Source organism: Waddlia chondrophila WSU 86-1044 (assembly GCF_000092785.1).
Taxonomy (GTDB): domain Bacteria; phylum Chlamydiota; class Chlamydiia; order Chlamydiales; family Waddliaceae; genus Waddlia; species Waddlia chondrophila.
The window spans coordinates 1,015,642-1,040,158 of sequence record NC_014225.1; the positions used below are offsets into that span (position 1 = coordinate 1,015,642).

21 protein-coding genes and 1 tRNA gene are annotated in these 24,517 nt (G+C 42.4%); 11 read left to right on the top strand and 11 right to left on the bottom strand.

Features of this window, described 5'->3' with window-relative positions:
• Both WCW_RS04585 and WCW_RS04590 read left to right on the top strand, forming a co-directional pair.
• A complete protein-coding gene (locus tag WCW_RS04585; RefSeq protein WP_013182022.1) occupies window positions 1–771 on the top strand; it encodes a Stp1/IreP family PP2C-type Ser/Thr phosphatase in 771 nt (256 codons plus the stop codon).
• 29 nt (window positions 772–800) lie between these two features.
• Window positions 801–1,949 (top strand): cysteine desulfurase family protein, encoded by a 1,149-nt coding sequence (locus WCW_RS04590; RefSeq protein ID WP_013182023.1) that lies wholly within the window; start codon window positions 801–803, stop codon window positions 1,947–1,949.
• On the opposite strand, the gene WCW_RS04595 is transcribed toward WCW_RS04590, so the two are convergent.
• From WCW_RS04595 to WCW_RS04615, 5 genes are all read right to left on the bottom strand, one after another.
• Complete coding sequence (locus WCW_RS04595; protein WP_013182024.1) at window positions 1,915–3,147, bottom strand: hemolysin family protein; 1,233 nt, start codon at window positions 3,145–3,147, stop codon at window positions 1,915–1,917. The genes WCW_RS04590 and WCW_RS04595 overlap by 35 nt on opposite strands.
• Window positions 3,144–4,400 (bottom strand): hemolysin family protein, encoded by a 1,257-nt coding sequence (locus WCW_RS04600; RefSeq protein ID WP_013182025.1) that lies wholly within the window; start codon window positions 4,398–4,400, stop codon window positions 3,144–3,146. Before WCW_RS04600 ends, WCW_RS04595 begins: the two co-directional genes overlap by 4 nt.
• Before the next feature lie 68 nt (window positions 4,401–4,468).
• Window positions 4,469–4,786: a hypothetical protein gene (locus WCW_RS04605; protein ID WP_013182026.1), complete on the bottom strand. Its 318-nt coding sequence runs from the start codon at window positions 4,784–4,786 to the stop codon at window positions 4,469–4,471.
• A 231-nt stretch (window positions 4,787–5,017) separates the two neighbouring features.
• Complete coding sequence (locus tag WCW_RS04610; protein ID WP_013182027.1) at window positions 5,018–5,521, bottom strand: NUDIX hydrolase; 504 nt, start codon at window positions 5,519–5,521, stop codon at window positions 5,018–5,020.
• A 15-nt stretch (window positions 5,522–5,536) separates the two neighbouring features.
• Window positions 5,537–5,618: transfer RNA gene (locus WCW_RS04615), tRNA-Leu, on the bottom strand.
• 401 nt (window positions 5,619–6,019) lie between these two features.
• Between WCW_RS04615 and WCW_RS04620 the strand changes: the two genes are divergently transcribed.
• Window positions 6,020–7,333: an insulinase family protein gene (locus WCW_RS04620; protein WP_013182028.1), complete on the top strand. Its 1,314-nt coding sequence runs from the start codon at window positions 6,020–6,022 to the stop codon at window positions 7,331–7,333.
• Between the two features lie 25 nt (window positions 7,334–7,358).
• On the opposite strand, the gene WCW_RS04625 is transcribed toward WCW_RS04620, so the two are convergent.
• Window positions 7,359–8,525: a hypothetical protein gene (locus WCW_RS04625; RefSeq protein WP_013182029.1), complete on the bottom strand. Its 1,167-nt coding sequence runs from the start codon at window positions 8,523–8,525 to the stop codon at window positions 7,359–7,361.
• Between the two features lie 21 nt (window positions 8,526–8,546).
• Window positions 8,547–10,949 carry a hypothetical protein gene (locus WCW_RS04630; RefSeq protein WP_013182030.1) on the bottom strand — a complete coding sequence of 801 codons (2,403 nt, stop codon included), beginning with the start codon at window positions 10,947–10,949 and terminating at the stop codon, window positions 8,547–8,549.
• A gap of 89 nt (window positions 10,950–11,038) precedes the next feature.
• Between WCW_RS04630 and WCW_RS04635 the strand changes: the two genes are divergently transcribed.
• From WCW_RS04635 to WCW_RS04650, 4 genes are all read left to right on the top strand, one after another.
• On the top strand, window positions 11,039–13,114 hold the full coding sequence (locus WCW_RS04635) for a thioredoxin domain-containing protein (protein WP_013182031.1): 2,076 nt from the start codon (window positions 11,039–11,041) through the stop codon (window positions 13,112–13,114).
• 62 nt (window positions 13,115–13,176) lie between these two features.
• Complete coding sequence (locus WCW_RS04640; protein WP_013182032.1) at window positions 13,177–15,234, top strand: tetratricopeptide repeat protein; 2,058 nt, start codon at window positions 13,177–13,179, stop codon at window positions 15,232–15,234.
• Window positions 15,235–15,283: 49 nt separating this feature from the next.
• Entirely contained in the window at window positions 15,284–16,744 is a 1,461-nt protein-coding gene (locus tag WCW_RS04645; RefSeq protein ID WP_013182033.1) for a magnesium transporter, read from the top strand.
• Window positions 16,728–17,405 (top strand): SAM-dependent methyltransferase, encoded by a 678-nt coding sequence (locus tag WCW_RS04650; protein WP_013182034.1) that lies wholly within the window; start codon window positions 16,728–16,730, stop codon window positions 17,403–17,405. The genes WCW_RS04645 and WCW_RS04650 overlap by 17 nt, the downstream gene beginning before the upstream one ends.
• 46 nt (window positions 17,406–17,451) lie before the next feature.
• Here WCW_RS04650 and WCW_RS04655 read toward each other — a convergent pair whose 3' ends face one another.
• From WCW_RS04655 to WCW_RS04670, 4 genes are read right to left on the bottom strand one after another with little or no spacing between them, the layout of a single operon-like run.
• Window positions 17,452–18,114, bottom strand: a complete 663-nt coding sequence (locus WCW_RS04655; RefSeq protein WP_013182035.1) for a hypothetical protein — start codon at window positions 18,112–18,114, stop codon at window positions 17,452–17,454.
• 12 nt (window positions 18,115–18,126) lie between these two features.
• Window positions 18,127–18,930 (bottom strand): hypothetical protein, encoded by an 804-nt coding sequence (locus WCW_RS04660; RefSeq protein ID WP_013182036.1) that lies wholly within the window; start codon window positions 18,928–18,930, stop codon window positions 18,127–18,129.
• Entirely contained in the window at window positions 18,920–19,390 is a 471-nt protein-coding gene (locus WCW_RS04665; RefSeq protein ID WP_013182037.1) for a SycD/LcrH family type III secretion system chaperone, read from the bottom strand. The genes WCW_RS04660 and WCW_RS04665 overlap by 11 nt, the downstream gene beginning before the upstream one ends.
• On the bottom strand, window positions 19,387–19,917 hold the full coding sequence (locus tag WCW_RS04670) for a hypothetical protein (RefSeq protein WP_013182038.1): 531 nt from the start codon (window positions 19,915–19,917) through the stop codon (window positions 19,387–19,389). The genes WCW_RS04665 and WCW_RS04670 overlap by 4 nt, the downstream gene beginning before the upstream one ends.
• A gap of 197 nt (window positions 19,918–20,114) precedes the next feature.
• Between WCW_RS04670 and WCW_RS04675 the strand changes: the two genes are divergently transcribed.
• From WCW_RS04675 to queA, 4 genes are all read left to right on the top strand, one after another.
• Window positions 20,115–21,476 (top strand): sodium-dependent transporter, encoded by a 1,362-nt coding sequence (locus tag WCW_RS04675; RefSeq protein ID WP_013182039.1) that lies wholly within the window; start codon window positions 20,115–20,117, stop codon window positions 21,474–21,476.
• Window positions 21,473–22,471 carry a Holliday junction branch migration DNA helicase RuvB gene (gene ruvB, locus WCW_RS04680; protein ID WP_013182040.1) on the top strand — a complete coding sequence of 333 codons (999 nt, stop codon included), beginning with the start codon at window positions 21,473–21,475 and terminating at the stop codon, window positions 22,469–22,471. Before WCW_RS04675 ends, ruvB begins: the two co-directional genes overlap by 4 nt.
• 87 nt (window positions 22,472–22,558) lie before the next feature.
• On the top strand, window positions 22,559–23,401 hold the full coding sequence (locus tag WCW_RS04685; RefSeq protein ID WP_013182041.1) for a SpoIID/LytB domain-containing protein: 843 nt from the start codon (window positions 22,559–22,561) through the stop codon (window positions 23,399–23,401).
• Window positions 23,402–23,464: 63 nt separating this feature from the next.
• Window positions 23,465–24,490 carry a tRNA preQ1(34) S-adenosylmethionine ribosyltransferase-isomerase QueA gene (gene queA, locus WCW_RS04690; RefSeq protein WP_013182042.1) on the top strand — a complete coding sequence of 342 codons (1,026 nt, stop codon included), beginning with the start codon at window positions 23,465–23,467 and terminating at the stop codon, window positions 24,488–24,490.
• The last annotated feature ends 27 nt before the right edge of the window (window positions 24,491–24,517 follow it).

The following is a 24,517-nucleotide window of genomic DNA, read 5'->3' on the forward strand; positions in this document are numbered from 1 at the left end:
ATGATAAAATTGCCCGAAACCATGACTGCTAAGACTAAACCTTTTACCTTTAGATCCTCAGGTTTGACAGATACCGGTCAAGTGAGAGAAAACAATGAAGATGCCTGGAAAGTGATTCCGGAATCTAATGTCATTGTCTTAGCTGATGGAATGGGGGGACATACTGCTGGAGAGATTGCTGCTCAAGAAGCTGTGGATCATTATGCCTCATTCATCGAAGCAAAATCAGGAGAAATCACTCCTCGGAACGCTAAGAGCCTCCTCGCTGAAGTGATCAAGGAAGTCAATAGCAGTGTGTTTCGCCTGGCAAAGGCAGATCGCGAGTTGCGCGGAATGGGAACAACGATCTGCTGCGGAATTTTTGTCGAAGATTTCTTCTTTTTTGCTCATGTCGGAGACAGCCGCATTTATCGATTTAGAGATCAAAAGATTAAACAACTCACAGCCGACCACTCTCTTGTTCAAGAACTCATTGAATTGGGAGAATTGAATAAGCGGCAGGCTCAAGAATTCAATCAACGCAATATTATCACAAAAGCGATAGGGACCGAACCGCAGGTAGAGCCTTCGATCGATTCTTGCGATATTAGACCAGGAGACATTGTGATGATGTGCTCTGATGGATTGTCCGATCTGCTCTCCAATAAAGAAATTGAAAAGATTTTAAGTCTCTCAGCTGATATAAACAAAAAAACAGAACTTTTTGTTCAGTCGGCCAATAGACGGGGAGGAATGGATAATATCACTGTGATTCTCTTGGAAATCTCATAGTCCCTAATAAAACAGCGGGGTTCTAAGCAATGAACAAAGCAATCTACCTTGACCACAATGCAAATACGTTTGTCGCACCATCGGTTATTGAAGCCGTGGCTGATTACATGCGCGAAGTTGTCGGAAATCCTTCAAGCATTCATCAGTATGGCAGGAATTCAAAAAAATATTATACACAATCAAGAGATTACATTGCCCGCTATCTCGATGTTAGACCTGATGAGATCATTTTTACTTCAGGAGGAACTGAGGGAGCCAACTTGGTCATTCGAGGCATTTTTGACAAGAATAATGGCAAAGGGCACGTGATCACCTCTACGGCTGAACATTCCTGTGTCTATAAAACTGTGAAGATGCTGGAAAAAAGAGGGATTGAGGCAACTTACCTTAAACCTGGATTATATGGTGCGCCAAGTGCAGTTAATGTCAAATCTGCTATTCGGTCCGATACTTGCTTGATTGCTATCATGTCAGTAAACAATGAGACTGGAGTGAAGGCCGATATCTCTTCCATTGCGCAAATTGCCCAAGAGGCAGGGGTGCCTTTTTTTGTTGATGGTGTTGCCCAGTTCGGCAGAGATACGATAAAAATTCCGGACGGAGTTTCTGCCATGTCGTTCAGCGGACAAAAAATCCACGCTCCTTTAGGGGTAGGTTTTTGCTTTGTTCGTAAATCTTTTAAACTCGACAGCCACATGACTGGAGGAGGACATCAATTCGGGAGAAGGGCAGGCACTGAAAATGTTTCCGGTATTGTTGGATTGGCGGAAGCTGTGCGTCTTTTAGAAAATGAGCTGCCGGAAGGATTGGTAAAGATGCAGTCTTTAAGAGACCATTTTGAAGAGCAGCTGTTGGCAAAATTAGAAGGCACTGCGATCAATGGTGAAGGAATAAGGGTTGCCAATACCAGCAACCTCTACTTTCCAGAAGTTGATGGAGAGGCTCTTTTGCAAAGGCTTGATCTTGCTGGAGTTGCTGCTTCGCACGGTTCTGCATGTTCTTCTGGAGGATTGGAGCCTTCTCGCGTTTTGCTTGAAATGGGGTATCCATTAAGCCGTGTACGGTCGTCTTTGCGTTTTTCCATTTGCCGCCATACGACACGTGAGGAAATTGATCAGGCGATTCAGGTGATTGTGAACGCTGTCAATGAACTCTTGTTTTTACAACGAGGCTCTTAACTTCCAATAGTGAAGTTTCCTTGATTGTCATCTCGAACGGTTCAATATAAATCGTTTCACCTACTTCAGGAAGGTAGCCTTGCGCGTTTTGTACAAGCTCGGATAAGGTAAGATCTGAATTTGCATTAATGGTGACCGAAAACTGCTGATTAAACTCTTTAACCGTCGTTTCTCCCAAAAATGTGCGTTCGATTAAAACAGGGGATTTGTCCCTTTGCTTCTGTAGGCTGGCCTCGCCAAATATTTCAGAAAGAAGATCGTTTAAAGTGATGAGGCCTTTCGCTTGTCCGTGTCGATCAAGAATGATGGCTACAGATTGATTGTTGCGCTGAAATTGCTGCAAAATGGTTGTTAAAGGGGTGTTTTCTGTGACAAACCAAGGTTGTCTTGCGTAGTCTCTAACTCTTCTTGAATTGGGAAACCTAAGATAATCGCGAGGGAAGGCGACACTGACAATGTGTTTGTATTCCTTATAATAGATGAGGATGAAATCTGCATTTGTCTGTTTAACAAGTTTCTTCATTTGCCCCACATAGGCGTTAGAAGGCAACCTTGGGATCACATGAAGAGGAATCATGACATCGCTTGCGATTAAATGTCTGAGACGAAAAATGTTTTGAGTGATTAAGTTAATCTCTTGGTTTTCATGAGAAACGGCATCTTCACCGTGTTCTTCCAGAATTTTTTGCAGTTCCTCCAGATTTAGAAAAAGATTGGCTTCTTCTGTTTTTCCTTTGAGTAGATAGTTCGCAATTTTTGAGATCCATCCGATGAGTTGCAGGATCGGAGAGAGAAGACGGGCTGTTGCGTAAACAATGGGAATGCCAAGCATTGCAACATGTTCAGCATAGTTCCTTGCTGCAAACATGGGGGCCAGCTCGCCAAAAATAACGACGAGAACCACTTGTGTAAGAGGGGCAAGATCGGGACTGAGTCCAAGGGCTGCATGAAACTCGCGGGAACACTCCGATCCGATCACCATTGCTACATTAACGCCGATGAGGGTGGTTCCAAATAGTCGAAAAGGATGATGTAGCAGAAAATTCAACATTTTTGCCCGAGAATTCCCTTGATGAACATAATAATGAAGACGCACTTTGTTAAAAGAGACGCAAGCCATCTCCATCATTGAATAGAATGCAAGAACCACAATTGAGATTAAGTTTAAAAGCATCCACCAAAATGCAGAAGCGATCATGAAGCCACCTTTTTAACATCGATTTTTCTAATATAAAGCCTTCTGATACGGTTTGGATCGGCTGCCAAAATTTGAAAAAGGAAGCAATCTGTTTTGAACTGGGTGCCTGCCTTGGGAATTTCTCCCATTTCTTCGATTAGCCAGCCTCCAATAGTCACCATGTTTGTTTTACTATGGAGGTTTGAATCGAATAGCCGATTGAATTCCATCAGCTCAAGCTTTCCACTAGCAATGATTTCATGAGATCCCGCCACAGTGTAAAGGGGGTTTTGATCTCTTCTATCAGCAATCTCTCCGACAACAAGCTCTGCGACATCTTCTCTTGAAACAAGTCCTTCAATAGAGCCATATTCATCAACGACAAGCGCAAGCACTTCGTTTGCCTCGTCTAATTGTTTGAGAAGTGTTTTCGCCAAGGTTGTTTCAGGAACGAAAAAAGGTTTATTTGTAAAAGGTTTGAGGTCTTGATTATCTTTCAATTGATCGTGGTAGAGAAAAAATTGCTTTGAATGCATAACCCCTATGACGTTGTCTAGGTCTCCATCACAAATGGGAATGCGGGTGCACTCTTCGTCAACAAATAAGTGCACAAGTTTTTTAATTGGATTGTTAATGTCAAAAAACAGGATATCTTCTTTTGGAGCCATGATTTCTTTTACAGTTGTGTTTTGAAATTTAAGATATCCCCAGATAAGTTTTGCTTCATCAGGATGCAGGACGCCGTGTTGTTCCGATGTTTTCAGTACATGTTCAAGCTCTTCTTTTGAAATACTTTTTTCTCTTTTCAAAAAAAAGAACATGATTCGCGAAACTGGCAGCGTAATGGCGATTGTTATTTTCCTGACTAGCCTTAACGATCGATGAAAAAAATTAATGGAAGGGGAGACAAGATAGGCAATCTTCACGTTGTGTTCCATACAAAAATTTTTCGGTATGATTTCGCCAAAAAATAGTGTAAGGACAAGCGGTATGCCAACTTTCAAATCCCATCCAGCCGAGCTGCCGAACATGTGTGAGGCTGCATTCTGAAGTAAAATATTCACTAAGGTATTCAACATGAAAACCGTCACTAGTAAATCTCTGGGATGCTTCAGAAGATTGGCAATGAGTTTTTTCCGCGGATCTGGATCTTTCGCATAAGTTTTCAGTTTTAGAGTTGAAAGGGAAAATAGCGCTGTCTCAGACCCTGAGAAATAGGCTGATAACAAGGTGAGCAATGTCAAAGCAAAACTAAGGAATAGGAAGGTGTACATGTACTGATTAGCGTTTATCTTTGATGTCTGATTTTGAATAGCGCTTGCATTTCACGGCCGCTTTTTTGTTATTCATTTTCATGGGAAAAATAAATTTTTTTTTGGTTTTCAGGAATGAGCCCAAGGATTTTAATTAAGGTTAACTCAACCCATGCAGGATCGCTTTGACTGTTAATCTGATTGAGAAGATAGATGCGTTGCTTTGAAGCTTCAATTTGATGATTTTTTAATTCCATGAGTTGCTGCGTCAGTTCGTGAAAGGCGACTCTTTGCTGTCTGTTTTCATGCTCCAACCACGTATAACATAAAAGCGAAAAAAGAATGACCCACCATGAATGAATAAAAATTTCTTCTAAGCTCTTTAAAAATCGTGGTTTCGGAAGCAATTAAAAAAAACCTTTGCGTATTATTGCCTGCATTCGTTATAAAATTCAGGTAATTCGGTATCTACCGATACTACTTCAGAAATCGGAATTTTGACAAGCCAGGTGATACTAAAAACTGCATGGCATTTTACATAAAGCACAAAACATCGCTTAAGACATATCCTGTCACAAGTCTTGGAGTTGAAGAATTTTTTTGACCCTAATTGATTTGGCATTGGAATTGCCGGTTAATTAGGGTTTTTTATTAAGGGGGAATCCCATCTGAGACAAGGCAAAGCGCAGAACCAATATCGGATGGCGGAGAAAATAGCGGAAGAAAGCCCAATAGGTGACTTGATCGAATTTTTTCTCTAAAGCTTGAGGGTGTTCTTGGAATGCGTCCTCAAGCATATCGCGATGAACCTGAAAAAAAATCTTGGGCAGCTTTTGCTTTGGAAAAAAACCGATATCGGCTGTCTCATCTCCGGTTTGGAGTGTGCCGGATTCAAAAGAGCACTCGAAAAAGTGAGTGGTTGTTCCCAGTTTATTAATTGGAGTGTAGCGCGCAATTTTTTTTCGAACCGCAACGTTTAATCCTGTTTCTTCAAAAACTTCCCTTACAACTCCATCCTCCGGAGATTCTCCAGGATCTAATGCACCTCCGGGAAGAACCCATATAGGAACATCTCTCCTTTTAATGGTGAGAACTTTGCTTTTTTCTTTATTATAAACGAGGGCAACGATGCTTTGTTTCATGCTTTGGAAAAATGATGCCCAGGATAGGACTCGAACCTACACACATTGCTGCACCAGAACCTAAATCTGGCGTGTCTACCAATTTCACCACCTGGGCAATTATAAGGAACAGTCTATCTAAAAATGCCTCTTTGAGTCAATTTCTTTTGCATTCGTTATCCAGAAAAAAATTACCCTGTTCCTAAGATTAAAAAGGAAAACAAGCCATAGCTCAGTTTTGCAGAAAGATGCAGAATCGAGCAACTAAAAAAAAACAAGGGTACGGAGTTATACCGATCATTATAGGCTAGAAGCTTGAATTCACCTGACTTGAATTCACCGAAAAATCTTTAAGAAATCTTAATCAGCTAATTGTATCATTTAATATTTAAAATGGAGCTCAATTGATTTTATGAATACCCTCTAGATAGCGTCGACCGTGAGTTTACCATTGCAGATAATGATCGGTATAAACTCACGGGCGACACCATCTAAAGTCTTTTTATAAATTAGGTTCTTATGTTGAAACGGATAGTGCTCACATTTCTTTTTGGATTTTCAACTCTTGCAGCTGATTTTTATCAAGAAACAGGAGTGGAAGTTTTTGTATTGGAAAATGGAATGAGAGTTGCTCTTAAACAGACTGAGAATGAACCCGGAGAAGTCCTTGTGAGACTTATGGCAGAAGGGGGATTTGCCGAACTTCCTGCAAGACACAGAGCTGCTGGAGAAATTTCCTTAAAAGCTGCGTTGCGCTCTGGAATCTCAGATTTTGGATTCGATAAGATGCATACGCTCCTTTACGAATATTCGATCGAATTTGAAACCCAAATGCAGCCGTTCAGCCGATCTCTTGAGCTCTCATCAGGATCAAATGAACTGGAACAGCTATTTAAATTTGTAAATCTTTTTTTTACAAAAAGTCGTTTCTCCCAAAAAGCTTATGAAGCGCACAAAAAGAATCTCCAGGTCTTGTTGAAAAACAGAGAGTTCGATTCTATACAGAAATTTGAAGATGCATTCATGGATTTGAATACGCAGCAATTCCACGTCTTTAATTCTCTTAAGGCAAAGGATGTTGAAAAAGCTTCTTTCGAACAGAGTCAACATTTTTTCAATCAAAGTTTTGTCAATCCTGCAGATTTTGTCTGCGTAGTTGTAGGCGATTTTTCTTCTGAAAAAGCTAAGCAGTTAATCATTAATTATTTGGGGGAAATTCCCAAGAAAGATGGAGCGACAAGTCCTAAAATTCCCCGATTGCCGAATTTTCAGAAAGGGATCAAAACAAAAGTGATGAAAAACTCTCAAAAAAGTCATGCAATTACTCGTATGACTTTTCCTTTGCAATTGGCTGTGAAGCAAGACAATGCAAGGTGTTTAGAAGTTGTCAACTCTTTGATCAAAGAAAGATTGGAAAGCAAACTTTGTCAGCAAGAGGATCTGAAAGCTGAAATCCGTGTTTGCCTCGATTTTCCTTATTATCCCTCGTTTCATTGTCCATGGATCACGATTCAATATATATCCGATCAAAAATTTGTCAGTTCAATTGGTCAATCCATATTAGTTGAATTGAAAAGAATGCAGATTGATGGCTTTACCAAAGAAGAGATTGAGAAAATTAGGATAGCATCTGAAGCAAGTGAAAAACTTGCTCAAATGGAAAATTTTTACTGGCTGACTCAGATTGCAAACTATATGATATGGAATTGGGATCTTGCTAAATTAAAAAAAGATTTTCAGGGCGCTTCTTGCTGGAATCTTGGAGAAGCAAATAAGAACATGTCGAGTGCAATTTCTATGGATCATTACTCCATCATTTCACTTCAGCCTTAGACGCAGATTACTACCGAAACTTGCTTTAGACGATTTCATTAATAGGGATTCGAATTTCTTCGTCTTCCAATTCAACCGGAAACGTTGCTCCAAAATATGAAATATCAGGAGCAATGGCCGTATTTCTTCCTAAAGCTACATCATCTAACTGCACACAATGAAGGTGAATTCCTAAGCTTTCCTCCAAAGCGAACCATTTTTTTTGGTATTTTTTTTTGAATTTAGTGTCAAGAATTTGAATGGGATCGCTACTTTCTATCCTGGGTGTTCTAAGGTAAGAGAATGTCATTCTTTCTCCACGAAATTTTCTTCGAGGAGATGATGAAGAATCGGTTTCCTCTTCTTTTTCGTCATCAGAAGTTGATTCAGGCTGCACCTGGCTTAGTGCAGCATCGCGCATCTTTCTTAGCTGTTCTTTAATCGGGTGATCTTCTGGCAGTAGCTGCACCATTAAGGATATCCAGTGGTCTCTGGATGGAATATGCTCTCGAAATCCTTTTTCCGGTAGATGATCGAGACAGTGAACACAATGAGAAAAAGATTCTTGTTGCGTTTGTTCTGGTATGGAATTTTTTGGAGACACGCTGTGTTTGAATTGCTGAAAAGATGTTAGGAAATCTCGGATTTCTTTGCCTTGCTCTTTAATCTCTAAAATTTCCATCAGAAGATGCGCTTTATCCTTGTCATTATTAATTTGCTTAACAGCGCCTGCCAAAGGGACTAGCAAACCTGCAGCTAAAACGATGATAACAATCTGAGTAATACTCAAACCTTCGATCGCATCGATTTCAGCCGAAGAGATAGTGGTATTGCAGGACTTTTCTAAATCTGAGATTTTATCATCAAGTTTTTGACTAGCCACTAAGCTGGTGATTTCTCCGATGCCAAGGAGAATCGCTGCGAGAAATTCAACTCCTATAGAGATCCAAGTGACAGTTGAAACTCCTTGAAGACCGCAGCAGCGTCCACGCTTTCTTTTAAACTCAAATTCGTTTTTCCTGGCTTCAATATTTTGATTGATCTCTTTTAGATCTTGAAAGAGTTCTTGTATTTTATCTGTATCAAGCTCTAGAGCATTTCGACGGAACTGCCGATTGAGAGCTTGAACTTCGCTATTGATAGATTTTATGACATCTTCACGTCTTGAGATTATTTGCTGAATAGGCATCGAATCATAGTTAGTAGCTACCATTACCTTTTCCTTTGAGGCGATTTAAGGAATCGTAATCACGATCCCTGGTTCAAGCTTATTTTGATCAAGTATAGCCTTTCTATTGGCATTGTAGATGTCTATCCATCGGTTGGGAGTCCCATAATAATAAGTGGAAATGATTCCCAAATTTTCACCTTCTTGCACTGTGTGTTGATAAGAAACACTGCGGCCGGAGTTGTCAGCAATTTCCGGTTGATTTTCTTTTTTTAAGCGCATTTCTGAAATTAACTGATCTTTTTTGTCGACCTGCTTTTGCAGCTCTGCAATCTGAGCAGAAAAATTTTCCAGTTTCTCTTCGAGAAATTTCGTATGCCCAATTTGGTTTTTATTAGCCTTTTCGTACGCGAGAGTTCGATGCCGCTCCAGTTCAACTTTTTTACTGAGCTGAGCGATTGTTTGCTGCATCTCTTTGATTTGCAAAGATGATGGGCCGGTTTCCTCAATACTATAAACGCGATCTTCAAGGAAGTTGGAATGGTTGCGCTCTTCTTCTAGCTGGGCAATTAATGCGTCGACTTGATTCTCCTGAGATGCAAGCGAGGAGTGAAGTTTTTCGATTTTATCCTCTTTTTGAGCAAGTTCATCATTTAGTGAGCTGATAAGCTTGCTTGCCTCCTGGATTTTCTTCTGTTCGTTATTTAGGTCTGTTGTTGCTTTGTCGAGTTTTGCTTGAAGAAGGTCGATATTCTCATCAAAAGTCTTTTGCAGTTTGTCGTAATCATTGTAGATCGATTCGTAATCAGACAGAGAAGCTTGCAGCTCATTGGAGTGCTGTTTTTCTTGCTCATATTCGGAAGTCAATGCGAGAACCTTATCTTGCAGACGATTTACCTCTTCTTGGTGGGTTTTGAGATCTTTTTCCATCGCATTGATCTGTTCTGACTGCTGAAGTTGCCGATCATTAAACTCTTGTGTACGCGTGCGTTCGAGCTCTAGGTTGATTGCCAAGTCGCGGACAGAAGCTTCTTTTCTTCGAACCTCTTTTTGCGATTCCTCTAAAAGGGTCGTAAGTTGATCAATTCTGGCGTGCAGCTGATCGCGCAGCGATGCATTGGAATAGGTAAGCGTATCTAATTCTTGCTGCTTGCTTTCAATATCAACTTGTTTTTTCTTTAGCTCATCTTCCATCTCTAGGATTTTGTGGGCTGTTGCATGCAATTCTTCTTCGATGCACAGTCCTTTTTGTTGTTCTGCGTCTGCAGCAGCTAACGCTGTGTCCAGTTCTTCTTTCAGCGATTCAACTTTGGATTTTTCTTCCTTGACCAGCGTGGCAAGTTTGGTTTGCTTGCTTGTAAGGTGATCATGAGAATGGGTGTAAACATCGAGAATGCTCTGCAGCTCCAAATACTCCTTAGCGAAGTTCACCATGTTCTGGTTCCACTGATTCTTCTCTTTTTCTGAGAGATTTTTATTCTTGTCTAATTGGCTTTCCAGCGATCTAGTATATTGCTCTTGCGCTTTTTCCTTTGCGAGAGCAATTTCGAGTTCAGCCGCAAGGCTTTGGTTTTTCAGCATCTCAAGTTCAAGAGATTCCCCTAAGTGATTGATCTCTTTTTGCAACTGGTTTTCAGAAAGGGTGTAAAGCTTGCTTTGAGATTGCAGATCCTTGTCTTTTTCTTTCATCAGTCCATATTGCCAGGAAATTTCTTCCTCAAGAGTCTTGACTGCCGCTGCCTTGTCTGCCAAATTCTCTTTTAGCTTGTGATTTGTTTCTTCCAATTCGGCAAGTGTCTTTTTGAGTTCATTGCGTTCTCTTTTAGCATCTTCTTCCAGCCTTTCAATTTGGCTTTGAAGATTGAAGATCGCTTTTTCTTTGGTGTCTCGCTGCGTATCGGTCATCATTGCCAGTGCATCAATTGTTTGTTCCATACGCGTAATTTTTTGGTTTCTCAAATCTCTTTCAGACTCCAGTTCGGAAATCTTTTTTTGGAATTCTTCATTGCAGCGCTCTTTTTCAGTCAGCGTTTGGCAGACTTCAGCCAGTCTTGCTCTATCGGAAGGGTCCCCTTTTGTAAAGAGTTCTGATTTAATCTTATGAAGTTTAACATTGGCATTGTTAAGCTCTCTTTTGAGATCTTTGATCTTTCTTGCTTGAATCTTATTGAGCTCTCTAACTGTCTCTGCATCATTTTGCTGCGAGTTCCAAGCACCAGATAAATTCGTTGCAACACCGGCTTGGTTTTGTTCTTTTTCTTGGGCAAGTATTGTCAAAGCTTTTGTTCCGTTCATCCTTGGATGCGATTCGGAAGTTTTGCTGCTTGCTGATAACATTTGAAGCCCGACCACTCCAAAGGAGACTGCGACCAGGATAGAAAGAGCGATCGTTGTTGTTCTTTGCTGCAATTTTCTTACTGTAGAAGTGCTTTTAGCGGAACCTTTATGGTGATTGCGATCACTGTCCATGAGCTCTATTCCTTTTATCTATTCTTGAAATTAATTCGGTATATCAAATAACTCATATAGTAGGAAGTAAAAAAAGAACACGATGTTGAATGGCTGAACATCACCCCTATACGAACCGATTAATCACTCAAAAATCCCCTTATTTGTTGCAGCATGCACATAATCCTGTAGACTGGCATCCTTGGGGAGAAGAAGCGTTTGAAAAAGCGAAAGAATTGAACAAGCCGATTTTTTTATCCATTGGCTATGCGACATGCCATTGGTGTCATGTAATGGAAGAGGAATCGTTTCAAAATCTGGAAGTCGCCGAGCAATTGAATCGGGCGTTCATCAATATCAAAGTCGACCGTGAAGAGTTGCCTGAAGTTGATCAGCTGTACATGGATTTTGCACAGGCGCTCATGCCAAATTCGGCTGGCTGGCCGTTGAACGTTTTTCTTACTCCTGATTTGCTTCCTTTTTTTGCCACGACCTACCTGCCTCCAAGAAATGCCTCTGGCTTGCCGGGGATGATTGATTTGATTCAGCATATTCATGAATTGTGGATCGGGAAAGGGCATGATCAAATCCTGATGCAAGCACAGCAGATCGTTGATCTCTTCCAGCAAAATATTCAAGTGTATGGAATCGATCTTCCTGATCGCAAATGCGTGCCTTTAGCAGTGGACACGTTGCTGCAGATTTCCGACCCAGTATGGGGCGGAGTTAAAGGCGCGCCTAAATTTCCCATTGGTTATCAATATGTTTTTCTGATGCATTACTCTGCGCTTGAGAAGGATGGCAGGCCGATGTTTTTAGTTGAAAAGACGCTCGAATTGATGTATCGAGGCGGTATTTATGATCACTTGGGAAGCGGTTTTTCTCGGTATAGCATCGATGAACAGTGGCAGATTCCCCATTTTGAAAAGATGCTGTACGACAACGCACTTTTGGCAGAGTGTTACTGCGAAGCGTGGAAAGCGACGAAACGCTCTTTGCACCGCCGTGTTTGCTGCGAAGTGATCGACTATGTACTGTCAAAGCTGACAGGCGAACAAGGCGCTTTCCTTTCCGCTGAGGATGCCGATTCAGAAGGAGTGGAAGGCAAATTCTATACATGGACAATGGACGAGATTGATGATGTGCTCGGCAGTGATGACTCTGAGCTTTTCTGTTCGGTATACGGAGCAACTGCAATCGGGAATTTTGAAGGAAAAAACATTCTGCATCTTCCTGCTTTGCTTGAACACTATGCATCCGACAATCAAATGGATCATTTTGAACTTGAAGCCAGGATCGCTGAGTTGAAGGAAAAACTATACAAAGTAAGAGAAAAGCGGGGGCATCCTCTTAAAGATGACAAGGTCTTAAGCTCTTGGAACGGTCTGATGATCCATTCCATTGTCGAAGCCGGAAAAGCTTTTGAAATTTCCCGTTATGTGGACGCCGGCAGGCGTGCAGCCCGATTTATCTATGGCCACCTTTGGAAAAATGGGAGGCTTTTGAGGAGATATCGAGAAGGAAAAGTTGATTTTTCCGGGGGGTTGGACGACTACGCGTTTATGATTAGGGCAAGCTTGACGCTGTTCGAAGCCGGATGCGGCACAGAGTGGCTGGAATGGGCTTTTTCAATGGAACGCGTGCTTCGCGATGCGTTTAAGGCTGAAGGTGGAGCTTTTTATCAAACGGACGGAAAAGACCCTAACCTCATTATTCGGCAGTGTCTGTTCGCTGACGGGGCCGAACCGTCCGGCAATGCGGTTCATTGTGAAAACCTTTTGCGGATTTATCTGATGACATTTGACCCGATTTATCTCAGGCAGGCAGAAGATATTTTAAAGGCGGTAAAAGAAATTTTGGAAAAATATCCTCCCGGATACAGCTTCCACTATCGAAATTTGCTGAGGTATTATCAAGAAAACCCGTCAACAATCATTGTTTCATTAAATAGGAATCAGGAGTATAGAGTTGAGTTGGAAAGACTCTTGTTTCAACGTTTTATTCCGCATCGAGCAATCATTTGGAGATCGCAAGATGACGAACGGTTGCTTCAATTGGTTCCCGGATTGAAAGGATATCCGTCGATTAATGACAGAACGACGGTTTATCTCTGCCACGCCCGTGTATGTGAAAAGCCTTTGACGGAATTTAGTGCGATTGAAAACGCAATAGAGAAACTTTTGTGACAATTAATCAGGTATCGATTATTCTTACTTGTATGAAACTCATAAGCTGCTGAGAATCATTTATGAAAGACGTAACTCAACGAAAAAAAGTCCTTAAGGAAATGTTGAAGTCCAAGAACTTCGAACAGTTGGATGTATTTCAGGATTCTAGTCAATGGGAGAAGATGCAAGCTGACGAAAGAGAGTTGTTAGGTTTGCTGTATGTCATGCAAGGGGAAAAGCAATTAAGCAAAGGAGACAATAAAGTTCTTGATAGCTTTAGGAGGGCAAATCTTGTTGCTCCCAATTGTCCGCGTATCATGTATCGCCAAGCGGTTGCGTTTGCCGGTGAAACCCATAACCTCTACTGTTTAAAAGCAGCAAAGAAAATTTTTTACCGTGTAATTTCTTTGCAGACCGGTTCCTTTGATTCTTGGTACGGCTTGGCAAACACCTGTTCTCTTTTAGCCATGCATTCGAATATCGAAAAGAATTATTTGGAAGCTCAAAAAGCGTTTGAAAAAGCAGAAGAGCTTGCCCACTTCCAGCCAAAAGAAATCCTCGCAGCTCTTTATAGGGATTGGGGAGTGTTATGGTTTCATTATGGCAAGTTTTCCGGGGAAGCTATCGACTTTAGAAATGGTGCGAAATGCTATAAAAAAGCCGTTTCCATGGGAATGAAGACATCCGATCTATGGAATGATTATGGAAACTGCTTAACAGAGCTTGCGTCTTTGCTGAGAAAGCCGGACTTAATTCTGGAATCGATCAACATGTATTGGCGGGCAGTGCGTCTAAAGGAAGATTTTTTTGAAGGCTGGATGAATCTCTCTGCAGCATTGAAAGTCGTTTATGAAATCCAGCCGATAGAAGCCTACTATAAGTTGGCAAATGAAGGATTTGAGCGCGCTTCTAAACTAGATCCTCAGAATGGTCCCTTATGGATAAAATGGGGACAGATGCAAGTTTATCATGGAAAAATCCTCAAATCTATTGAAGCTCTTTGCGACAGCATCGGAAAATTCGAAGCGGCGAGCATTTGCGAACCTGATCATCCGGTAGTCCTTTGCTCATGGGCGGAGAGCCTCTTATGTCTAGGGGAGTGGACAGAGGATTTGCAACTTTTGCGGGAAGCAGAAGAGAAGATTATCAAAAGCTTAGAAATGCAAAGGGACCAGCCTAGAATCTGGTGTCTATATGGGGATTGCCTTGCCGAAATTGGCAGGTATTTTGATGAAGAAGAGTATTTTTTTCAAGCGATTGAGAGATATCGGACTGGGTTAAGGCTATCGCCGCAAGATCCTGTGATCTTGCATGGATTGGCAATGACATATCTGACTTTAGCTCAAGCAACACAGGATTTAAATTGGCTTGACAAGGCAAGCGACTGTTGCCGGCAATCGATTGAAAACGGAGGGCATGGGCAGGCTCAATATTGGAATGATTGGGGAGTTGTGCTTATGAAGCTGGGAACAGCCGCTGATGACAGGGAGTTGGTTAATTCGGCTTTGAATCGATTCGAACAAGCTCTTAGGATCTGTTCCCAAACGCAAAAACAGCAGGAAATAGAGCCTGAATGGCTCTATAATTACGGATGCGCCCTCGACTTTCTTGGAGACTATGACGATGATCTTTCCATGCTGGAAAAAGCAATTCATGTGTTGAAAAAGGTCATCGAGATCGATCCAGGTTTCCATCATGCCTATTACAATTTGGCCATTTCACTGGCCCATTTTGGAGATTTGGAAGCAGAGCCGGAAGCTTTCAGAGAATCGTTAAAATATCTCGAAGCGTATGTGTCCTTTGAATCGGAAGATGAACATGTTTGGAATGAGTGGGGACTGACATTGATTGATTTGTCTCAATTGATTGATGATCCCGTTCGCAAGAAGCAAACAGATGCGCTTCTGCAGGAGGCTGAAATCAAGTTTTTGCACGCTAGAGACTTGGGAAGCTTAACATCGTTTTATCATTTAGCTTGTTTGCACTGCCTGAAAAAAAATGCAGAAACAGCATTCTATTATCTTCGAAAAGCCAAAGAGGCTGGTGCCCTTCCTCCCATTGAAGATCTTGTTTCCAATCATTGGCTGGAGGCGATCCGCCACACGCCTGAGTTTCAACGATTAATTTTAGAGAGCTAGTGATTTGTGTAAAAAAAATTTGAAACAAATTTTCATGGTTGGGTACTAGATGGATCACCCAGAGGATCATATCGAAGAGCCTGAAGAGGTGGAAATTGAACAAGACCTATTGGATTCGCGTACGCAGTATCTTGACGACGTCTTGAATGAAAAGCTGGAGCGTGCGTTTCATAAACAAACCTCGCAGCTTCTCCTTCACGATGTCGCAAAGATTGCAATTGATCATGATCCTATCGATTTAGCTTATGCTGTTACAAGACTGCCTGCTTCTGCCCGTATTGTCCTCTACGATCATCTTCCCGATTTTGCATCAAAAGTGACTTTTATCATCCATACAACTCGCAATACCCGTTCCGTTATCTTTAGACAGATCAGCGATAAGGAGATCAAAGAGCTCATTGAAAAAATGCCGCCGGATGAGGCCGTTAATATTCTCGATGATATTTCAGACAGACGTTTGAAAAAAGTGATGGATCTCCTCGACCATACTCAGGCATATCGGATCAAAGAGCTTCAAAAACATGAGAGAAATAGTGCGGGTCGTTTGATGACGGATGAATTCTTCGCTTTTCCAATGACGACAACAATTGGAGAAGTTTCCCGCTATATCAGAGACCATCCTGGGATCGATCTTACCCGAAGCATCTTTGTTCTTTCCGATAACAAAGAACTTGCAGGCTATGTACCCGCACGTAATCTGATTGTTAATCCGCCATTTCTTCCATTAAAGCAGGTGATGCGTCCTGTTCTTCATACAGTGCGGCCTGACAGCACAAGAGATGAAGTGGTTGATATTGTAGAGAGATATGGGATTCCTACACTTCCAGTGATTAATGAGAACGAAGAGCTTGTCGGAGTGATCCCTTACGAAGATGTCGTCGAAGCAATGGAAGATATTGCGGATGAAACCATTGCAAGCATCGCTGGTACCGGGGAGGATTTTAGCGAGCATGAGCCTATTTTTAAACGTTATCTTTGGAGAGTTCCCTGGCTGATCGTTACCCTTTTAGCCGGAATGGTCACCTCGACAACGATGACGCAATTCGAGGGGAGATCCTGGTTTGCTATTGTTCCTTTTTTTGTCCCTCTAATTGCAGGGATGTCCGGAAATGTTGGTTTGCAGTGCAGTACTATTTTGGTCAGAGGAATGGCAACAGGGGAGCTGTCTCCAGGACAAAGGAAAGAAGCTATTGCAAAAGAAATTGCAATTGGAGGGATGATTGGAGTCACATTCGGAGTTTCATGCAGCATTCTTGTGTATTTTTTAAATTATTTTGGCATTCAGCATGCAGGTGGAGACCCATTTGCAGTTGGTATGTTAGTGGGATGGGGGTTATTCTTTGCTTGTATGACTGCAACCGTACTTGGAAGCTTTTCTCCTTTTTTCTTTGTGCGGATAGGGGTTGATCCCGCTGTCGCTTCCGGCCCTATCGTAACAGCTTTTAATGATGTGACATCCACATTGATGTTTTTACTTGTCGCTCGGGGTATTTATGCCCTCTTGTTTTAAATTATTCTGGATTCGCATCAAGACGGATATCTGGAATTTTATCGAATATCTTCAGGTTGTTTTCTACTATTATTCCAATCGAAAATTTGCAGCTGTCGATTGGTTCATGGTGCGTGCTTACCTTATTCAGAATCCCTTTCGTATGAGCAAGGAGTTTTTGCTCAAAAAGGGAGAAAAAGATGTAAACACCTATGGCGAAACACCTCTAACAACGATGGATGTGATTGCTGAAGAATGTGGAATCGCTCCTAACGATATTGTCTATGAACTCGGAGCAGGTAGAGGCCGTACTTGCTTCTGGTTGAATACTGTGATTGGCTGCACAGTCTACGGCGTAGAGTATCTTCCGGCTTTCGTTCGTATTGCCCAGTCTGCCAAGCGTAAGTTTCAGATTTCCGGTGTTAAGTTGATTTGCAGGGACTTAATGGAAGTGGATTTGGAAAAAGCAACAGTGATTTATTTCTATGGAACAACGATAAAAGAGAACGAACTGCAGCAGCTATGCGAAAAACTTTCTAAGCTTTCAAGCGATGTAAAAATGATTACCATCAGCTTTCCTTTATCTGCTTATCATAGGGGATTTAGGACAATTAAGCGTTTTACAGTTAAATTCCCTTGGGGGACGACAGACGCTTATCTTCAAAAAACATTTTCCAATTAGAACATGTCCTTCACCGCGAAGGCTGTGATCTTCGCGGTGGAATTTTTTATCCTCTTGCAGAGAGAATTTGCTGGGCTGCTTGATGGATGGCTTGAATTGCTTGTCGGCAGTTGTTAGCTGCAGAATAAGATTGGTCGCGCATTTGGCGAGCCGCATCGTCGCGGTCGCCTCTTTTTCGCTTGACCTCTTCGATCACCACTTGGAAGACAGTTCGCTTTGCTTCGTTCGAATTGTTCATCAAAGATGTGAACCCTCCGGATCCTTGACCGACTGCACCCATGCCTTGACCAATGCTTCCAAGCTTTTTTGCCCAGGCAGCATTGCCTAGCCAGCCGAGAGCATTTGGCGATGCATTTCCCAATGTCTGACCAAGCGTAGTTCCTGGTATTGCAGCTCCCATGCCGACAAAACCGCCGCCAATCGTTACGCTGGAAGAAACGATCGTAAGCGCAAGAACAGACCAGGTATTATATGTTCCTTTAAGTTCTTTGGCTTTGACGAAGAGTACGGATTCCTGATCAAGGACATATTCCTTTTCCATGTTTCCGAGCATCCTCGACATTAACTGAATCACTTTAAATGCCTGCTCAAGGACACGTGCATGATCGCAATTTGGATCCTCCAACAATTGATCCATTCTAGAGAGCTCGGCATTAAGCGTATCTAATACTTTAGTGTTTTCTGCGTGATTAGCGGTACTTATTGTCATAATGGAGATCTCCTATTGATTGGTTGAAGCTTGGTATTGATTGTTGAGCACTTCAATTAGCACTTCCCAAGCTTCAGCAATGACTTGCATGCTATGTTTCATGGCCTCTACTTCATCACGAATTTTCGTGGTATTGACATATCTTTCCGTTTCGATCTGGAGCATCTCTCCGGCCGCTTTATCATTTTTGTATTTCAGCACGCCTTGCGTTATCTGTACACCTCCCTGTCCAACAGCAAGGGCGCCATTGGCAACAACCAATACTGTTGGGAGAGCCGCACCTCCGGTGGCTATCGTCAACGCAACGCTTGCAACTCCGGCAGCAGCAATGGCTCCCCAGAGCGCCCAACCGACCCAGTCAAGGATAGAGTCAACGTTGGAACGGGAAATTTTATCATCCAGAGTATTGAAAAACTTCTCTTGTAAATGACGGTTTATTTCTTGCCGCTTAACCGCGGTCTCCTGAGCAAGCAGACTGCCGTCTTCACGGCTTTCTTGCTGCGCTTTTACACAGGCGATGTAAAGCAATAGCAGCATCGCTTCATTTAGATGAGGATCTTTACAGCCAGCCTTTGGAAGCGCAGCATTCATTTCTTGTATGACGCCTTTGATTGCAGAAACGTTAAATTGCGGAGCTTCCAGCTGATGATGGGCATTCGGAGATTCAGCGGTTCCAATCATCCCGGTATTGAATGCTCGACACATAGTATCCCATGAGAAGGGAAGTTCTTTAAGATTTTTTACCGGTGTGTAGGGGTCTGAGTGGTCCAACTCCCAATAAGGAGCTGTCTGTCTGGCTTCAACTCTATTCACCATGAGCTTTCCTCCCTGGATGCATTAATGAAATGCGTGTTAATAATTTTTGATAATGATGAGGTTTTTCTTTTGCGATCCGTTCTGCTGCATCGAAGACCGCTGCTGCACGGTCGTGTTCTCCAAGAGAGAGAAAACATTCAGCTGCGTGAAAGGGAGCAAGAGGGTTGCCAGGAGTTAAAACAGCAGCGTATCCAAAGCATTGAATGGCATGGTGGTATTGCTTTGACATTTGCAATGCGGCGCCAAGCCCCATCCAATGTTTTGACGTATTGCTGTCAACCAATGTCAGGAAACGGAAAAAATGGATCGATTGATCGTATTTGGCACTCTGATAAAATCCGTATCCGAAAGAATAGAGCGCTTCAATCGTATCTCGGGAAAACTCGGGAATCGGCTTTCCGTCTTTCTCATACCGGCTGATCAAGTCTCTCAAAGCGGCTTCGCTTAAAGAAGCTGTCATGATGCGCCTCTAATTCCCCTTGCCAAAGAACTTTTAGCCTCGTGCAGAGGTTTAAGAATGCTTCTTGCCATTTGATAAGATTCGTAACGTTCATTCGTGAGTCTGGAGATCGTTTGCAGCTGCATGTCATTTTGAACGTTCATATCCTCAATTGTCATACGGATGTTCTCAACGATGCGATCGCGCTCCTCTTTATTGAATGTTGTTTGGCCTTCTTTAATGTCTGCTCCAAGCTCTTTGGCACGCTCAATTTTTGTTTTCAGCTCTTGGTTTTTGGAAATGTCAAGGGTGCCGTCGTCTTTAGTTGCAGCGTTAATTGCTTTGAGGATATCGTGCAGTTCCTTAACTTTTTCTTGCCGTTCACGCAATTCCTTAAACTCTTTTTCAGTTTTTTCTTGAAGTTGCTTTAAACGTTCGGTGTTGATTAGAAGAATGAGCGCCTCCAAAGAAAGATTTTCCAAATCGATTCCATCTTTATCGAAATTGACAGCATCCAGTAAGACGTCTTTGATTGCGCTATCACTCATTTCATCCTCCTTGCCTATATAAAGATGACAGAAAAAAACATTAGAACATCGAAGTGTTAAGCTCGTTTTAAGAATGCGTTAAATTCACGTAAAAGTCAATCAATGCGGGATAGATTCATTAGATTCTATGTTCTTCTTTAAACATAATTGGTTAATTCCTATACTGTTTTTCAAAACTTAAAGCTTAAGGGGGACCAATGAGAAAACGTGCGCACTGGGGATCCCGCGTGGGATTCATTTTAGCTGTGGCCGGATCGGCTGTAGGATTGGCCAATATCTGGCGCTTGCCTTACGTTGTAGGGGAAAATGGCGGAGCTGCTTTCCTAATCGTTTACTTAATCTGCCTGGCACTGATCGGTTTTCCTGTTTTTATGTCGGAAATTGTGATTGGCCGCACGACTCAGTTAAGTCCTGGAAAGGCGTTTCATCAAATCGGCGGCAGCCGTTTTTGGTCCTGGATCGGATATGGCACGATTATCACCGGTTTTCTCGTTAGTTCATTCTATAGTGTAGTTGCAGGTTGGATCCTCGGCTACTTGGTTGAATCGATTAGAGGCAATATCACAAGCTTAAGCTATGCAAGTGAAGCGATCGATCACTATAATGGATTAATTGAGAACCCTTTTTGGGGGGTTGGATTTCATGCTTTGTTTTTAGTGATTTGCGTTGGGGTTCTATTTTTGGGGGTTAAAAGAGGAATTGAACAAGGGAATAAAGTCATGATGCCCAGTCTTCTGATCATCCTTATTCTGCTTGTGATTAAAGGCGTTTCTCTTCCCAATGCAAGCGAGGGCATCCGTTATTTGCTCAGCCCGGACTGGAGCGAACTGACTCCAAAAGCGATCATGATTGCGCTAGGTCAGGCGTTTTTCACATTAAGCCTTGGGCAGGGGACTATGGTGACTTATGGCAGTTACTTAAACAAAGAGGAAAACCTGGTTACAAGCTGTTTTCCGGTTGTTATTGTGGATACGGGAGTTTCTCTTCTCGCGGCAATTGCAGTCTTTTCTATCGTGTTTGCTGGAGGAATGCAGCCTGATTCGGGACCGGGGCTGATCTTTCATACTTTGCCGTTGATTTTCAGCCAGATTCCTGGCGGTTATCTGTTTGCCGTGATGTTTTTCCTACTCGTTCTTTTAGCTGCAATCACTTCTCAAATTTCTGCGATGGAACCGACGATCGCCTACTTTCAGGATGAGTTGGGATGGGGCAGGCACTTGAGCACAACGGTTTGTGGAGCGCTTGTTTTCTTGGCAGGAATTCCCAGCGCTTTATCTTATAGCATGATGAGGAGCTGCACATTTTTCGACTGCAACTTTCTTGATTTTATGAGCATGCTTTGCAGCAGCTTTTTGATTCCTTTGGGAGGATTTTTTGCAGTGATTTTGGTTGGCTGGGTTTGGGGCACAAACAATGCGATTGCTCAGATCAAGCAAGGAGCATCCGATCTTTTTCAAAGAAAGCCTTGGTTGAAAACCTATTTTAGGTTTTGCTTTAAATACGCAGCACCTATTTTAATGCTGTTTGTTTTTTTAAATGCTTTGGGTCTCTTTTTGTGAGAACGTTTATTGAATCAACTCTAACAGAAGAGGATAAAACATTTGAGGTTCCTCTACGTCCTCAAAGCTTGTCCGATTTTCAAGGACAAGATCTTGTTCGAGAGCGGTTGGAGGTGTTGATTACTGCAGCCAAACAACGAGGAGATCCATTGACTCATTGTTTGTTTACAGGGCCTCCCGGTCTTGGAAAAACAACGCTTGCCAATATTTTAGCAAAGTCGATGGGAACTAACTTAGTTGTGACCAGCGGTCCCATGATCGAAAAACCGGGAGATTTGGCTGGAATCCTCACTAACTTGCATTGCGGCGATTTTTTGTTTATTGACGAACTTCATCGGCTTAACCGATCAGTTGAAGAGTACCTGTATTCTGCAATGGAAGATTTCACCTTGGATCTCATGATCGATACCGGTCCTAATGCACGCAGTGTGCAAGTAAAGCTGAATCCTTTTTCCCTTGTAGGAGCGACAACGCGTACCGGATTACTGACAGCGCCTTTGCGTTCCCGCTTTGGCTTTACCTGCCGTTTAGACTACTACACACCGCAAGTTTTGGAAAAGATCGTGTTGCGAGCAGCTAGCATCATCAATTTTTCCCTTAGTGCCGAAGAGGCTTACGAAATTGCCAGACGTTCCAGAGGCACCCCAAGAATTGCCAATAATTTACTGAAGTGGGTGCGAGATTTTTCTCAGGTGCGCAATGGAGGAAAAACCAACCTTGACCTGGTTGTCCAAGCTCTCGATATGCTGCATATCGATGAACAAGGCTTAGATGAGATGGACATTAAAATCCTGGAAGTGATGTTGGAGCAATACAATGGCGGACCTGTTGGAATCAGCACGATAGCGGTCGCCGTTGGAGAGGAAAAACATACCCTTGAAGAGGTTTATGAACCTTATCTGATTTTATTAGGTTTTATCAAGCGCACTCTAAGAGGAAGGGAGCTTACTCAGCTTGGGATGAAAGTTGTTGAAAAAACTAAAAAATGTTCCTGAAATCTTCTGGAAAATAAACTCCTTTCAAGGTATAAGATTTGGATGCATAGATTTAAGTCAGCTAATGAGCTGTGAGGAGAAAAGATAATGATCTTAAGAGCATGGTTACTTGTTGTCGCACTTTTGCCTTTCGCTGCGTCGGTAGAAGCTGGATTTTTGTCGAATATGCGGAATATCTTCGTCAAGCATCAGCATCCTGTTCCTGCCATCGATGTTTTGGTGGTGAATGACAAGCCTTCGGCGATGATTGAAGTAAGCGGGAAATATCAGCTCTATAATCCTCACACCAAGTCATTGATTAGCAAACGTTATATCGGTAAGAAAAAGCTCATGCAAACCGACTCTAGCGGACTTAAGTGGGGAGAAGGATTCCCTGGTATTTTTCAGCTAACGATTATTCCTGAAGATCCTTCTGTTGGCGTTTCGATTGACGGGGTTGCGTACAAAGGCAATGTGACAGTGTACGATATCGGAGGCTCGATCAGTATTGTCAATCGTGTGCCCATTGAAGAGTTCCTGAAATCTACCCTGCCTCGCATGTATAGCGAACCTATGCCTGAAGAGGCAATGGCTGCAATCGCTATTGTTGCCCGCACAAATACTTATTACTTTTCTTGCAATCCAAAGAGCAAATTTTGGTCGATAGATGCAGCTCAAGTTGGATATGAGGGGGTCGAATCGCAAAATCCTTCTTCACCGATGGATCAGGCTGTCAGCTCGACTCGGCACATGATTTTGAGTCAAACAGGTGCGTATGAAGGAAAAATTACCCCGTTCCCCGCTCAATGGAAAGAAGGGCATGGCGCACATTCAGGATCATCTTCTCGAATCATGCTCTATGAAGCAGAAGATATTGCTCGAACAGGTGGGCATGCCGCTCAAATTTTATCTAAAGCATTTCCCGGTTCTCATATCGAGTTGATTTATTAGCAGCGTGAGCCTGAATAGGCTCTTGTTTGCAACATGACCACGTCAAAAATCAAATTTTGAGTTATGTTAGACAAACTTGAATCATATCAATTCGATCTTCCCGAGGATCTCATTGCGAAAGTTCCCGTTACGCCTCGCGATCATTCACGCTTAATGGTGATCGACCGCTCAAGTGGAAAAATTGAAGAGATCCCCTTTTATGAACTGCCACAGTTTCTTGGAGACGGCGATCGCATTGTGTTTAACAACACAAAAGTGATTCCTGCGCGTTTGATCGGTCGTAAAGAGACTGGGGGACAAGTTGAACTTTTACTTTTAGAAGAGAAGACTGAGGGAGTCTGGCTAACCATGGCTAGGCCTGCGCGCAAGCTTAAAAAAGGAACAAAAGTGATCGTTTCAGACCGGCTATGCGCAGAAATGATTGAAGAGCTAGATGAAGGGATGCGGTTGGTGCGTTTTGATTATGAAGGCTTATTCTGGGAAGTTTTAGCAGCTCATGGAGAAATGCCTCTTCCTCCTTATTTGCAAAGAGATGAACTGCCGAAATTGGACAGAGAACGCTATCAAACCATCTATGCGAAGCACGCAGGTGCTGTTGCAGCTCCGACAGCTGGATTGCATTTTACAAAAACTTTATTGGAGGAGCTAACAGAAAAAGGAGTGGATATCGTCGAAATTACTCTGCATGTAGGGTTAGGGACTTTTCGACCTGTCACGGCAAAAACCATTACCGAACACAAAATGCATGAGGAAAGATATTGGATTACTCAAGAGGCTGCATCCAGATTAAATAGACCCGCTAAGCGTGAAATTTGCGTCGGAACAACGTGCTGCAGAGCTCTTGAAAGTGCTGTGAATGAACAAGGTAATGTTTTTTCTGGAGAGGGGCGAACAGATATTTTCATTCGTCCAGGTTATCAATTTAAAAAAGTGACATCTTTGTTAACGAATTTCCATCTGCCCGGATCGACTCTTATGATGCTGGTTTCGGCGTTTGCGGGATATGATTTAACGATGAATGCTTATAAAAAAGCCGTTTTGGATAAATTCCGCTTCTTTTCCTACGGGGATGCAATGCTCATTTTATGAACCTATCCTTATATTGATAGATTCATA